Source organism: Streptococcus suis, from assembly GCF_017601095.1.
In the GTDB taxonomy this organism is placed as follows: domain Bacteria; phylum Bacillota; class Bacilli; order Lactobacillales; family Streptococcaceae; genus Streptococcus; species Streptococcus suis_Z.
Genome location: NZ_JAGFUX010000002.1, coordinates 49,154 through 63,729, shown reverse-complemented (window position 1 = coordinate 63,729; position 14,576 = coordinate 49,154). Strand labels below are relative to the sequence as shown.

Here is a 14,576-nt window from a genome sequence, read left to right as displayed (position 1 = left end):
TCATCTATTTGAAAAACAAAAATGTTCGTTTCGTTTGAAATACAGGAGGATTCTTGAAAAAATGTTCGTTTTTTGGTAGAATAGAGTGTAAAACGAAACTTGCAGGTGAGATTCCTGCCAGGAGTTGAAGAAAGGCTGGGCTGAGGACAGTCCAGAAAAGTAGAGAAGTTTATGACATCAGTAGTTGTTGTAGGAACCCAGTGGGGTGACGAAGGTAAGGGCAAGATTACCGATTTCTTGTCAGCTAATGCAGAAGTGATCGCCCGTTATCAAGGTGGTGACAATGCAGGTCACACGATTGTCATTGATGGAACAAAATACAAGTTGCACTTGATTCCGTCAGGAATCTTCTTCCCAGAAAAGATATCGGTCATCGGTAATGGTGTGGTTGTCAATCCAAAATCCTTGGTTAAGGAAATCAACTACCTCCACGATTCAGGTGTGACAACAGATAATTTGCGGATTTCAGACCGCGCACACGTTATCTTGCCTTATCACATCAAATTGGACCAGTTGCAGGAAGAATCCAAAGGTGAGAACAAGATTGGGACAACCAACAAGGGTATCGGTCCTGCTTACATGGACAAGGCTGCGCGTGTTGGTATCCGCATTGCAGACCTCTTGGACAAGGAGATTTTTGCAGAGCGCTTGAAAACAAACTTGGCTGAGAAAAACCGTTTGTTTGAGAAAATGTATGAATCAACTCCGATTGAGTTTGACGAAATCTTTGAAGAATACTATGCTTACGGTCAAGAAATTAAAAAATATGTAACAGATACCTCTGTTATCTTGAACGATGCCCTCGACCAAGGCAAACGTGTCTTGTTTGAAGGTGCCCAAGGGGTTATGTTGGATATTGACCAAGGTACCTATCCATTCGTTACTTCTTCAAACCCAGTTGCTGGTGGCGTGACCATCGGTAGCGGTGTCGGTCCAAGCAAGATTGACAAGGTTGTTGGTGTATGTAAGGCCTACACTAGCCGTGTTGGTGACGGACCATTCCCAACTGAATTACACGATGAAATCGGCGACCGTATCCGTGAAATCGGTAAGGAATACGGTACGACAACAGGCCGTCCACGCCGTGTCGGTTGGTTTGACTCTGTTGTCATGCGTCATAGCCGTCGTGTATCAGGGATTACCAACTTGTCCCTCAACTCGATTGATGTCTTGTCAGGTCTTGAGACCTTGAAAATCTGCGTGGCTTATGACTTGGATGGTGAGCGGATTGACCACTACCCAGCAAGCTTGGAACAGCTCAAACGCTGCAAACCAATCTACGAAGAAATGCCAGGTTGGTCTGAAGACATCACGGGTGTTCGTAGCTTGGATGAATTGCCAGAAGCGGCTCGCAACTATGTTCGTCGTATCAGCGAATTGGTTGGCGTACGTATCTCAACCTTCTCAGTCGGACCAGGTCGTGAACAGACCAATATCCTTGAGAGTGTATGGAGCGCAAAATAAAACAGAAAAGACAAGCAGTTTTCTGCTTGTTCTTTTTTTCAGATTTGTTATAATAGTCAGCAAAAGCAAAAAAATGAACGAGGTGTCCCAATGGAAGGATTAATTTTACCACTAGCTATGGTTGCTATGTTGGTCTTTATGATGTACAGCCAGCGCAAGCAACAAAAACAACGCCAAGATGCGCTCAACCAAATCAAAAAAGGTGATGAAATCGTCACAATTGGTGGTTTATTTGGTATTGTCGATGAAATCGATGAGAAAAAAGTTGTCTTGGATGTAGATGGGGTTTATTTGACCTTTGAACGTGGAGCTATCCGCCAACGTGTAGCAGAGGCAGTGAGCGTGACAGCAGAAGATTTGAGCCCAGCAGTAGAAGAAGTTGCAAGCACAGAGACGGCTGTAACTGAAGCAGAATAAACTGCTCCTACAAAAAAATAGCTAGAAAGAGGGAATCCACAAGGTCCCTCTTTTTCATTTGTCTGAAAATATGGTATAATAGACTGATTTAATATACAAAGGAACAAGGATATGTTTAACTTCGGTTTTAAGAAAAAAGCAACCATTGAAACAGCCATTGAAGTCCCCAAACATATTGCCATCATTATGGATGGAAATGGAAGGTGGGCAAAAAAAAGGATGCAGCCGAGGGTCATGGGCCACAAGGCGGGGATGGATGCCCTCCAAAAGGTGACCAAGGCTGCTTCTGAACTAGGTGTAAAAGTACTGACAGTTTATGCTTTTTCTACAGAGAATTGGTCACGACCAGAAAAAGAAGTCTCTTTCATTATGAACCTACCAGTAGAGTTCTATGACAAATATGTGCCAGAATTGCATGCCAACAATGTGAAAATTCAGATGATTGGAGACCACAGTCGCCTACCCAAGGAAACCTTGGCTGCCCTATACAAGGCTGAAGAGAAGACCAAAGGCAATACTGGTTTGATTTTGAACTTCGCCCTGAACTATGGTGGACGTGCCGAATTAACCGATGCGGTAAAAGCCATCTCACAGGATGTCCTAGATGCCAAATTGAATCCTGGGGATATTGATGAAAACTTGATTTCGGATTATCTCTACACGCATTTCTTGAATCCAAATTTGCGGGATCCTGATTTGGTCATCCGTACGAGTGGAGAAATTCGACTCAGTAATTTTTTACCTTGGCAGACTGCCTATAGCGAGCTCTACTTTACAGATGTCGCTTGGCCAGATTTTGACCAAGATGCCTTGACAGAGGCAATAAATGAATACAATAGACGCCATCGCCGTTTTGGTGGTGTATAGCGAGGAGATATGATGAAGAACGATTTGCAAAAACGTGTCATTTATGGAGCAGCGGCCTTTGCGGTCTTTGTTCCCTTTCTATGGCTTGGTGGAGTAGCCTTTCAATTGTTTATTGGTCTGTTAGCTATGATTACAGTGGCTGAGTTGATAAAGATGCATGGCTTGGTTCCCAATTCACTTGAAGGTGTCTTGGCTATGCTTGCGACCTTAGTCCTGACCCTACCTTTGGAAAATTACTTGTCCTTCTTGCCGACAGATGGTAATTATACTGCCTTTGCCTTGGTTATCTTCCTTTTGTTAGGCTCCATTGTTATCAATTTTGGTTCCTACAATTACACGGAAGTTGTCTTTCCAATTGCTTCCAGTTTTTACGTCGGTATTGGTTTCCATAATCTGATTTTGGCGAGAATGGATGGACTAAACAAGGTCTTTTATGCCTTGTTGATTGTCTGGGCAACAGATATTGGTGCCTATATGATTGGTCGTCAGTTTGGTCGCCGAAGATTAGTGCCAAGAGTGTCTCCGAATAAAACTGTTGAAGGTTTTGTAGGAGGAATCTTATCAGCTGTTCTTGTAGCAGGACTGTTTTTGATCTTTGACAAGACCATCCGTGGCATTTTCCCAATTCCGACCATGTTGCTTCTGGTTGCGATTTTCTCTGCTTTCTCCCAATTTGGAGATTTGGTCGAATCGGCTATCAAGCGTCGTTTTGGAGTCAAGGATTCCGGGAAAATCATTCCAGGACACGGTGGTATGTTGGACCGTTTTGATGGGTTGATTTTTGTCTTCCCAATCATGCACTTCTTCGGTTTATTCTAAGGAGAGTTTATGAAGGGAATTCTAGCGTTTCTATTTATTTTTGGGGTGATTGTTGTCATCCACGAATGGGGTCATTTTTACTTTGCTAAAAAGGCGGGTATTCTAGTCCGTGAATTTGCCATTGGAATGGGACCCAAAATCTTTTCACATCGTGGACAAGATGGGACCCTCTATACGATTCGAATTTTGCCCTTGGGTGGTTATGTTCGAATGGCAGGTTGGGGCGAAGATAAGACAGAAATTAAGACTGGTAGTCCTGCTAGTCTGAGCCGCAACGCTTCAGGAATCGTAACCCGAATCAATCTGTCAGAAAAGCCAATCGATCCTCAAGCCTTGCCAATCAATGTGACACATTTTGATTTTGAAGAGAAATTGACTATTACTGGCTTGGTGGCAGGGGAGGAAGAGACTTACTCTGTCGAGCATGATGCTACAATTGTGGAAGAAGATGGGACAGAGTTGCGGATTGCTCCGTTAGATGTCCAGTATCAAAATGCCAGTGTGTGGGGCCGCCTCTTGACCAACTTTGCGGGTCCACTAAATAACTTTATTCTGGGAATCTTGACCTTTATCCTCTTGATGTTTATGCAAGGAGGAGTGGCAGATACTTCCAGCAATGCCATTACGGTTGTTGATGGTGGTGCAATTCAGTTAGCTGGGATTGAGACCGGAGACCGGATCGTATCGATTAATGGGAAGGCAACCGCTGACTACCATGCAATTGTAGAGCAGATTGATGCAGTAGTTTCAAATGCGACGACCGCACCAAGCTTGGAGCTGGAAGTTGAGCAGGACGGTCAAACAAAAACAGTGTCGGTCCTTGCTCAAGAGGTTGACGGTAGTTACCGTATTGGGGTTTCTCCAGCCTTGAAAACAGGATTTGTTGATAAGATTATCGGAGGTTTCCAAGAGGCGGGAGCGACTGCACTTCTGATTGTGACAGCCCTGAAAAACCTGATTTCTAATTTTGATGTTAAACAGTTGGGTGGACCTGTTGCGATATACAGCGTTAGTGCCCAGGCTGCCGAAAGTGGGTGGGCAAACGTCCTGCAATTGATGGCTGCCCTGTCCATTAACCTCGGAATCTTTAACCTTATTCCTATTCCAGCCCTAGATGGCGGTAAGATTGTGATGAATATCCTAGAAGCCATTCGCAAAAAACCGCTCAAACAAGAGACAGAATCTTACATCACTCTAGCAGGAGTTGCCATTATGGTTGTTCTTATGCTAGTTGTGACCTGGAATGATATTATGCGTGTCTTCTTCTAAAATCTAGCTAAGAAAGGAATTGAATGCGTGCGATATGCAGGAAGTTCTGAAAACTACGAAAAAGAAAGGAACAGAGGAGGTTCGTAATTGAACTCGGTCTAAAAACTCGGAAAATAGATAAACTGGCTGATGTGCAAGCACATTGCGCCAGTTTCCTAATTTTCAGTCGTTTTTTACGACCTCCGTATCTAAATTATGAAACAGTCTAAAATGATTATCCCTACTTTGCGGGAGATGCCTTCGGATGCGTCGGTGATCAGTCACGCATTGATGTTACGTGCGGGTTATGTTCGTCAGATTTCTGCTGGTATTTACAGCTATTTGCCATTGGCTAACCGTGTGATTGAAAAAGCAAAAAATATCATGCGGGAGGAGTTTGACAAGATCGATGCCATTGAATTTTTGGCACCAGCCCTCTTGTCAGCGGATATCTGGCGTGAGTCTGGTCGTTACGAAACTTACGGCGATGACCTTTACAAGCTCAAAAATCGCGAAGGTTCTGACTTTATCTTGGGACCAACTCACGAAGAAACAGTGACTCTTTTGGCGCGTGATGCGGTGCAGTCCTATAAGCAGTTACCGCTCAACATCTACCAAATCCAGCCAAAATACCGTGATGAAAAACGTCCTCGTAACGGTCTTCTCCGTGGTCGCGAGTTCATCATGAAAGACGGTTACAGCTTCCACGCTAGTTATGAAAGCTTGGACCAGACCTATGATGACTATAAGGCGGCTTACGAGGCTATTTTTACTCGTGCAGGACTTGAGTTTAAGGCTATCATCGGTGACGGTGGCGCCATGGGTGGTAAGGATAGCCAGGAATTTATGGCCATTACCCCAGACCGTACCGACCTGGACCGTTGGGTTGTCTTGGACAAGTCGGTTGCTTCTTTTGAAGAAATACCAGAGGATGTTCTTGAAGCGATTAAGGCAGAACTCTTGGCTTGGTCTGTGTCTGGCGAAGACACCATTGCCTATTCAAGCGAATCTGGTTACGCAGCCAACTTAGAAATGGCAACTAGCGAATACAAGCCAAGCACAGCTGTCGTGGTTGAAGAAGACCTGGTTAAAGTTGCTACACCTGATGCTAAAACCATCGATGAGGTTGCATCTTTCTTGAATGTTGCGGAAGAGCAGACCATTAAAACCATGCTCTTTATGGCAGATGGCGAGCCAGTTGTTGCCCTCCTTGTCGGTAATGACCAGGTCAACGATGTCAAGTTGAAAAACCACTTGGCAGCAGATTTCTTTGAGGTAGCCAGTCCAGCAGATGCAGAAAAAGTCTTTGGTGCAGGCTTTGGCTCACTTGGTCCAGTCGGTTTACCAGAAAATATCAAGATTATCGCTGACCGCAAGGTTCAAGATGTGAAAAATGCTGTAGTCGGTGCCAATGAAGATGGTTTCCACTACACAGGTGCCAATGCAGATCGTGATTTCCAAGTGACTGAGTATGTGGATATTCGTGAAGTCAAGGAAGGGGAGCCTTCTCCAGACGGACACGGCGTTCTCAACTTTGCCCGCGGTATTGAAATTGGTCATATCTTCAAACTGGGTACCCGTTATTCAGATAGCATGAATGCCAACATCTTGGATGAGAATGGTCGTTCTATGCCGATTATCATGGGATGTTACGGAATTGGTGTTAGCCGCCTCTTGTCAGCCGTTCTTGAGCAACACGCTCGCCTCTTTGTTAATAAGACACCAAAAGGTGAATACCGTTATGCTTGGGGCATCAACTTCCCTAAAGAATTGGCACCGTTTGATGTACATTTGATCCCAGTCAATGTTAAGGACGAAGAAGCTATGGCATTGACTCAGTCAATCGAAGCCAGCTTGGTCGGTGCTGGTTATGAAGTCTTGACAGATGATCGCAATGAGCGTGTCGGTGTGAAATTCTCTGATAGTGACTTGATTGGCTTGCCAATTCGTGTGACTGTTGGTAAAAAAGCAGCTGATGGCATTGTGGAAGTGAAAATCAAGGGAACAGGTGATACGGTTGAAGTTCATGTTGATCAACTTCTTGAAACTCTTCAAATCTTAGTACGTCCATAAACAGTAAGACTCGCCTAGCGGGTCTTTTTCTTCTCGAATAAAGAGATAGAATATGGTAAAATAGGGGTACTATATTTCAAAGGAAAAACTATGTCAGATACATTTCAACTCTTAATGGAGCAAATTGGCTTGCCTGCTGAACTCAAACAGTCAGCGGTTTTTTCGGTAGCTAAAATTGAGTCTGTCCGTGTCCACAAACTCAGCAAGGTTTGGGACTTCCTCTTTCGTTTCCAGGCTCCGCTGTCTGCGGTTGATTACCAGCTATTTCAGGCGCGTTTGTTGACAGAGTTTGAAAAGACAGGGAATCGGGCTCGCTTTGCTATTGTGACGGATGAAATAGAATTTGATGCGGATCTAGTCGAGGCTTACTATAAGCTAGCTTTTAAAGAAGAGTTGTGTCAAAGTGCAGGGTTCAAGTCCCTCTTCCAGGATTTGGAAGTGGAGTACCAGGAAGGCGTGCTCTGGATAAAGGGGCCAGAAACCATAGATACTCCTCATTTTCGGAAGAACCACCTGCCAAATTTGGTGGAGCAATATGCACGTTTTGGCTTTGCCAATCTCAAGGTAGATATTGAAGTTTGTCAGGATATGACTGCAAGTATGGTAGCAGATTTTCATGCGCAAAATGAGGAAATCTATCAGCAGGCCAATCAAGATAACCTGGTGGCTATGGAGCAACTGGCACAAATGGCTCCTCCTCCAGAGGCAGCTCAGCCATTTGTCCCAGAGTTTAAGAAAAATCGTCCTGCCAAGGTCAGCCTAGACAAGGCTGAAGTGACCCAGATGATTGACGTGGATACAGAAGAAAACCGTATCGTCTTTGAGGGACTGGTTTTTGAGTCTGAGCAGAAGACGACGCGGACGGGGCGGATCATCATTAATTTCAAGATGACGGACTATTCGTCTTCTTTCACCCTACAAAAATGGGCTAAGAATGAGGAGGAAGCGCAAAAGTTCAGCATGGTCAAAAAAGGAGCCTGGTTGCGGGTGCGTGGAAATGTAGAAATGAACAATTTCACGCGCGATTTGACCATGAATGTCCAAGAGGTTCAAGAGGTCAAGCGAGAGATTCGCAAGGACCTGATGCCAGAAGGGGAGAAGCGTGTCGAGTTTCACGCCCATACCAACATGTCCACTATGGATGCTCTACCTGCGGTTGAGGATTTGGTGGCACGTGCTGCGGCTTGGGGACACAAGGCAGTGGCCATTACTGACCATGGCAATGTTCAATCCTTTCCTCATGGTTACCATGCAGCCCGCAAGGCAGGGATTAAGGCAATTTTTGGTATGGAAGCCAACATCGTAGAGGATTCGGTTCCAATTGTTTATAACGAGCAAGAAATGGATCTGTCTGATGCAACCTACGTGGTCTTTGACGTGGAAACAACCGGTCTCTCTGCGGTCAACAATGCCTTGATTCAGATAGCGGCCTCTAAGATGCACAAGGGCAATATCATTGCAGAATTTGATGAATTTATTGACCCGGGTCATCCGCTCAGCCAATTTACGACGGATTTGACAGGGATTACAGATGAGCATGTTCGTGGTTCCAAGCCCTTGGAACAAGTCTTGCGTGAATTTCAAGATTTTTGCCAGGATGCGATTTTGGTTGCCCACAATGCCAGCTTTGACGTTGGTTTCATGGATGTCAACTACGAGCGAGCAGGTCTTGCGACCATTAGCCAGCCAGTTATCGATACCTTGGAATTTGCCCGAAATCTCTATCCAGAATACAAGCAGCATGGTTTGGGGCCTTTGACCAAGCGGTTTGGGGTTGCTCTTGAGCACCACCACATGGCTAACTACGATGCGGAGGCGACAGGCCGCCTGCTCTTCATTTTTCTAAAAGAAGCCAAGGAAAAACACGGTTTGACCCAGCTTCAGGAGTTGAACAGCCGCTTGATTGCGGAAGATTCCTATAAAAAAGCTAGGGTAAAACATGCGACGCTTTATGTCACCAATCAGGTCGGCTTGAAAAATATCTTTAAACTGGTTTCTCTTTCAAATACCAAGTATTTTGAAGGGGTGCCACGGATTCCCAGAACGCTCTTAAATGAACACCGAGAAGGTCTCTTGCTAGGAACGGCCTGTCAGGAGGGGGAAGTCTTTGATACCCTCCTATCCAAAGGGATGGATGATGCAGTAAAGGTTGCTGCCTACTATGACTTTATCGAGGTCATGCCACCTGCCCTTTATGCGCCAATGATTGCGCGTGAGCAGTTCAAAAACATGGCAGAAATTGAAGAGACCATTAAGCAGTTGATTGAAGTAGGTCGAAAAGCTGGTCTGCCTGTTCTGGCGACAGGAAATGTTCATTATATTGACCCAGAAGAAGAAATCTACCGTGAAATTATTGTGCGGGCCTTGGGACAGGGGGCACCGATTAACTGGACTATCGGAAATGGTGAGAATGCCCAACCAGCTCCACTACCTAAGGCTCACTTTAGAACAACTAGCGAGATGTTGGATGAGTTTGCCTTCTTGGGCGAAAGTCTGGCGCGTGAGATTGTTATTACCAATCCCAATGCCATGCTCGATTGGTTTGAAGATGTTCAGGTGGTCAAGACCGATCTCTACACACCTTATATCGAAAAGGCAGAAGAGACAGTGGCGGAGTTGACCTACCAGAAGGCTTTCGAGATTTATGGCAATCCTCTGCCAGACATCATCGACCTCCGGATCGAAAAGGAATTAACGTCCATTCTGGGTAATGGCTTCGCTGTGATTTACCTGGCGTCGCAGATGTTGGTGCAACGGTCAAATGAACGAGGCTATCTGGTTGGTTCACGGGGGTCTGTCGGTTCAAGTTTCGTGGCCACCATGATTGGGATTACGGAAGTAAACCCTATGCCTCCTCACTATGTCTGTCCAAATTGTCAACACAGTGAATTTATCACAGACGGCTCCTACGGTTCAGGTTTTGACCTACCAGACAAGGACTGTGAAGAATGCGGCACCAAGTATAAAAAAGATGGTCAGGACATTCCCTTTGAAACCTTTCTTGGCTTCGATGGGGACAAGGTTCCCGATATTGACTTGAACTTCTCAGGGGATGACCAACCCTCTGCTCACTTGGATGTACGGGATATTTTTGGTGAAGAAAATGCCTTTCGTGCAGGAACGGTTGGTACGGTGGCGGCCAAGACTGCCTATGGTTTTGTAAGGGGGTATGAGCGGGATTACGGCAAATTCTACCGTGATGTTGAAGTGGAACGCTTGGCTGCTGGAGCGGCTGGTGTCAAACGGACGACTGGTCAGCACCCGGGGGGAATTATCGTATTCCCTGACTACATGGATGTCTATGACTTTACGCCTGTCCAATATCCTGCCGATGATGTGACGGCCAACTGGCAGACCACCCACTTTAACTTCCACGATATTGATGAAAACGTCTTGAAACTTGATGTCCTGGGACACGATGATCCGACCATGGTTCGGAAGTTGCAGGACTTGTCAGGTATCGATCCGCAGACCATTCCTGCTGACGACAAGGGAGTAATGGCCCTCTTCTCTGGCACGGAAATACTAGGAGTTACACCAGAACAGATTGGGACGCCGACAGGTATGCTAGGTATTCCTGAATTTGGAACCAACTTTGTTCGTGGAATGGTGGAGGAAACCAAGCCGACCACCTTTGCGGAACTCTTGCAGCTGTCTGGTCTATCCCATGGTACAGATGTGTGGTTGGGCAATGCGCAGGACTTGATCAAGGCAGGAATTGCCGACCTATCCACCGTTATCGGTTGTCGAGATGACATCATGGTTTATCTCATGCACGCAGGTTTACCGCCTAAGATGGCCTTTAACATCATGGAGCGGGTGCGGAAGGGCATGTGGCTAAAGATTTCTGAGGAAGAGCGAAACAGCTATATCCAACATATGAAGGATAACAAGGTGCCAGACTGGTATATCGAATCCTGTGGAAAGATCAAGTACATGTTCCCTAAAGCCCACGCGGCTGCCTACGTTATGATGGCCCTGCGGGTTGCCTATTTCAAGGTTCACTATCCAATCTACTACTACTGTGCTTATTTCTCTATTCGGGCCAAGGCCTTTGATTTAGCAACCATGTCCGGTGGTCTGGATCGAGTCAAGGCCAAGATGGAAGAGATTGCCCTCAAGAAGAAAAATAATGAAGCGTCAAACGTTGAGCAGGATCTCTATACCACACTTGAATTGGTAAATGAGATGCTGGAACGTGGCTTTAAGTTTGGTAAATTGGACCTCTACAAGTCCCATGCGACGGACTTCTTGATTGAAGACGACACCCTCATCCCACCATTTATTGCTATGGATGGCCTTGGGGAAAACGTTGCTAAGCAGCTTGTAACAGCGCGTGCTGAGGGTGAATTTCTCTCCAAAACAGAACTCCGTAAGCGAGGCGGTCTATCCAGCACACTTGTTGAAAAAATGGATGAGATGGGTATCCTCGGTAAACTACCAGAGGATAACCAACTCAGTCTATTTGATGAATTGTTTTAAGTTTGATCACTGTTTCTTTTGGAAGCAGTGATTTTTTATAAAAAATAAGTCAAGACTCTTGACTTTTCTTCTATGCAGGTGTATAATCTCTACATAGTGATAAATGTTACTAAGTAGTAATAAATAGAAAAGAGGAAACGATATGTCAAACTTTGCAAACCTACAAGAAAAACGTCGCACAATCTACGCACTTGGTAAAGACTTACCAGTATCTAATGAAGAAGTGGTAGCACTTGTTGAGAAAGCCATGAAAGAATCTCCATCAGCTTTCAACTCACAGTCAAGCCGCGCAGTTGTACTTTTTGGTGCGGAGTCAGAAGCTTTCTGGAACGAAATTGCCTACAGCGAATTGGAAAAAGTAACGCCTGCAGAAGCGTTTGAAGGCACAAAAGGTCGCTTGGCTAGCTTTGCAGCTGGTGCCGGCACTATCTTGTTCTTCGAAGACCAAGATGTAGTGAAAGGCTTGCAAGAAAGCTTCCCACTTTACGCTGAAAACTTCCCAATCTGGTCTGAACAAGCTCACGGTATCAACTTGTACGCAGTATGGTTGGCTTTCGCTGAGAAAAATATCGGCATGAACGTACAACACTACAACCCATTGGTTGATGCACAAGTTGCTGAAAAATACGGTATCCCAGCTAACTGGAAACTCCGTGCCCAAGCACCATTCGGTAGCATTGCAGCTCCAGCAGCGGATAAAGACTATATGGCGGATTCTGACCGTGTAAAGGTTTTTGGTAACTAATAAAGTTTACAGTTTGTTTTATTACGTCGTTAACTCGCCTTGCCTAACTCCAGTTATGCCTGCAGCTTGTTGCCTAGTACTAAAAGCAAACTGAAAACTTTACCCTGCGAAAATTGGAAATATCCGTTGTCAGCTTACCTTGGTGAGTGTAAAGCACCAGTGGAGTTTTACAGCCTGTTCCCTTAAAACAAGAGAGGAGCAGGGTTATGTCTACGGCTTGCTGATATGAACTTCGTTCGTTTCATCTCCAAGCTTCAACTATCTCCCAGAGCTAACCTTTTCAACTTCCTGTATCAGCAGGAAGTTTTTTTGTCAGCCCAGCTTCAAAATATGATACAATAATCTAGTATTACATTTCAAAGGAGAAAAATATGGTATTACCAAATTTTAAAGAAAATCTCGCTAAATATGCTAAACTCTTGGTTTCAACAGGTATCAATGTCCAACCTGGTCATACGGTACAGTTGACTATCGGTGTGGAGCAGGCTGAATTGGCACGTTTGATTGTCAAAGAAGCCTATGCACACGGTGCGGCTGAAGTCTTGGTCAACTGGTTGGACGATGTGATTGCGCGTGAGCGTTTGGTTAATGTCGATGTGGAACTCTTGGAACAAGTTCACCCACAACGCATTACAGAAATGAACTACCTCTTGGAGCGTAAGGCCAGCCGTTTGGTAGTCTTGTCTGATGACCCAGGTGCTTACGATGGCGTTGATCCAGAGAAATTATCTCGCAACGCTCGTGCTCTTAGCCAGGCCTTGAACCCAATGCGTCAAGCAACGCAAGCCAACAAAATCAGCTGGACACTGGCTGCAGCCTCTGGTTTGGAATGGGCTAAAAAAGTCTTCCCAAATGCAGCATCTGACGAAGAGGCAGTGGGCCTCCTCTGGGACCAAATCTTCAAGACCTGCCGTGTCTACGAAGAAGATCCAATCAAGGCTTGGGAAGAGCACGAGGCACGCTTGGTGGCTAAAGCTAAGGTCCTTAACGACGAGCAGTTTGTCAAATTGCACTATACAGCACCAGGAACTGACCTAGTTCTCGGTATGCCGAAAAACCACTTGTGGGAAGCAGCTGGCTCGATCAATGCCCAAGGTGAGAAGTTTATCGCCAACATGCCAACAGAAGAGGTCTTCACAGCACCTGACTACCGTGTGGCAGACGGCTATGTCACATCCACAAAACCACTCAGCTACAACGGTAACATCATCGAAGGCATCAAGGTAACCTTTAAAGATGGTGAAATCGTGGATGTAACTGCTGAAAAAGGCGATGAAGTTATGAAGAAATTGGTCTTTGACAATGCTGGAGCGCGTGGTCTTGGCGAAGTTGCCCTTGTGCCAGACAAGAGCCCAATCTCTCAATCAGGGGTGACCTTCTTCAACACGCTTTTTGATGAAAATGCCTCAAACCACTTGGCTATCGGTTCTGCCTATGCTTTCTCTATCGAAGGTGGTACTGAAATGAGCCAAGAAGAGCTCAAAGAAGCAGGCCTTAACCGTTCAGATGTCCATGTGGACTTTATGATTGGTTCTAACAAGATGAACATTGACGGTATCCGTGAAGACGGTACCCGTGTGCCAATCTTCCGTGACGGTGAGTGGGCGATTTAATGATATTTGAATGAAACTGAGCAAAAAGCCCAGGATCACTTCTCAGAGTTCGTATCAACATCTCAGCGCAGTGGTTGATTGGCAGATTTGTTCGTGTTTTGCACTCCAAATCTGGCCTAATCAACTGTGCGGGGGTGGGAAGACGAACTCTTTTTGACCTAGTCGAGTTCTTTCCCACTCCCATTTTGTAAATAAGGAGGAATATAAGATGTTATCAAGTATTATAGCGGGTGCCATTATAGGCTTAATTGCTGGGGCTTTGACCTCATCAGATGACCGTCGTGGCTGTCTGGGAAATATTATCCTTGGTCTTGCAGGTTCATGGATTGGGCAGTTGCTCTTTGGCGACTGGGGACCACAGTTTGCTGGTATGGCCCTAGTACCGTCAGTCTTTGGTGCGGTATTGTTAGTGGCTCTCTTTGGTCGAAAAAATTCTTAAAACTTGTCCCCATGTGGACAAGTTTTTCTTTTCTCTGGGAAAAAATATGATATAATCAATATAATAATATACAACAAAACACGGAGCAGAGTATGGCAATTGTTAGTTTAGGGAGTTTTTTCCTAGGGTGGCTTTGTATGTGGCAGTATAGCTTGGAGAAAAGAGGAGCCTTTAAGTGGCTAAGTTACTGTCTCTGGGGCCTTAGTTTGACATTTTTTGTCTACACATTCTTTCGTAGTAGCTAGCTTGCAGTACGCTTGTGCATGGCTGTGGAAAAGAATGATTTGGAAACGATCCTGGGGGTCGTTTTTACTATTTTCTTTTTGTAAAGATTCTTGAATTGCATTTTTTAAAAGGCTAAAATATATATAGTTAAACAGTGTTCTCTGCTCTGCCATTTCCCAAAGAA

Annotated in this window: 10 protein-coding genes; all 10 read left to right on the top strand. The window is 45.2% G+C overall.

Annotation, left to right across the window (positions count from 1 at the left end; genetic code table 11):
* Positions 1–171 precede the first annotated feature (171 nt).
* The 10 genes from J5566_RS01795 (at position 172) to J5566_RS01750 (ending at position 14,167) form a co-directional block, all read left to right on the top strand.
* Positions 172–1,464: an adenylosuccinate synthase gene (locus tag J5566_RS01795; RefSeq protein WP_002940128.1), complete on the top strand. Its 1,293-nt coding sequence runs from the start codon at positions 172–174 to the stop codon at positions 1,462–1,464.
* Between the two features lie 90 nt (positions 1,465–1,554).
* A complete protein-coding gene (gene yajC / locus J5566_RS01790) occupies positions 1,555–1,881 on the top strand; it encodes a preprotein translocase subunit YajC (RefSeq protein ID WP_208561829.1) in 327 nt (108 codons plus the stop codon).
* A 111-nt stretch (positions 1,882–1,992) separates the two neighbouring features.
* Complete coding sequence (locus J5566_RS01785; RefSeq protein WP_208561828.1) at positions 1,993–2,748, top strand: isoprenyl transferase; 756 nt, start codon at positions 1,993–1,995, stop codon at positions 2,746–2,748.
* A gap of 24 nt (positions 2,749–2,772) precedes the next feature.
* Complete coding sequence (locus tag J5566_RS01780; protein WP_208561983.1) at positions 2,773–3,567, top strand: phosphatidate cytidylyltransferase; 795 nt, start codon at positions 2,773–2,775, stop codon at positions 3,565–3,567.
* Positions 3,568–3,576: 9 nt separating this feature from the next.
* Positions 3,577–4,836 (top strand): RIP metalloprotease RseP, encoded by a 1,260-nt coding sequence (rseP, locus tag J5566_RS01775; protein WP_208561827.1) that lies wholly within the window; start codon positions 3,577–3,579, stop codon positions 4,834–4,836.
* Between the two features lie 195 nt (positions 4,837–5,031).
* Positions 5,032–6,888 (top strand): proline--tRNA ligase, encoded by a 1,857-nt coding sequence (locus J5566_RS01770; RefSeq protein WP_208561826.1) that lies wholly within the window; start codon positions 5,032–5,034, stop codon positions 6,886–6,888.
* Between the two features lie 90 nt (positions 6,889–6,978).
* A complete protein-coding gene (locus J5566_RS01765; RefSeq protein WP_208561825.1) occupies positions 6,979–11,370 on the top strand; it encodes a PolC-type DNA polymerase III in 4,392 nt (1,463 codons plus the stop codon).
* 142 nt (positions 11,371–11,512) lie between these two features.
* Positions 11,513–12,115 (top strand): nitroreductase family protein, encoded by a 603-nt coding sequence (locus tag J5566_RS01760; RefSeq protein ID WP_125184417.1) that lies wholly within the window; start codon positions 11,513–11,515, stop codon positions 12,113–12,115.
* Between the two features lie 371 nt (positions 12,116–12,486).
* The gene (locus tag J5566_RS01755) at positions 12,487–13,728 is read left to right on the top strand and encodes an aminopeptidase (protein ID WP_208561824.1); all 1,242 of its coding nucleotides are present in this window, start codon (positions 12,487–12,489) and stop codon (positions 13,726–13,728) included.
* A gap of 208 nt (positions 13,729–13,936) precedes the next feature.
* Positions 13,937–14,167 carry a GlsB/YeaQ/YmgE family stress response membrane protein gene (locus J5566_RS01750; RefSeq protein WP_208561823.1) on the top strand — a complete coding sequence of 77 codons (231 nt, stop codon included), beginning with the start codon at positions 13,937–13,939 and terminating at the stop codon, positions 14,165–14,167.
* The last annotated feature ends 409 nt before the right edge of the window (positions 14,168–14,576 follow it).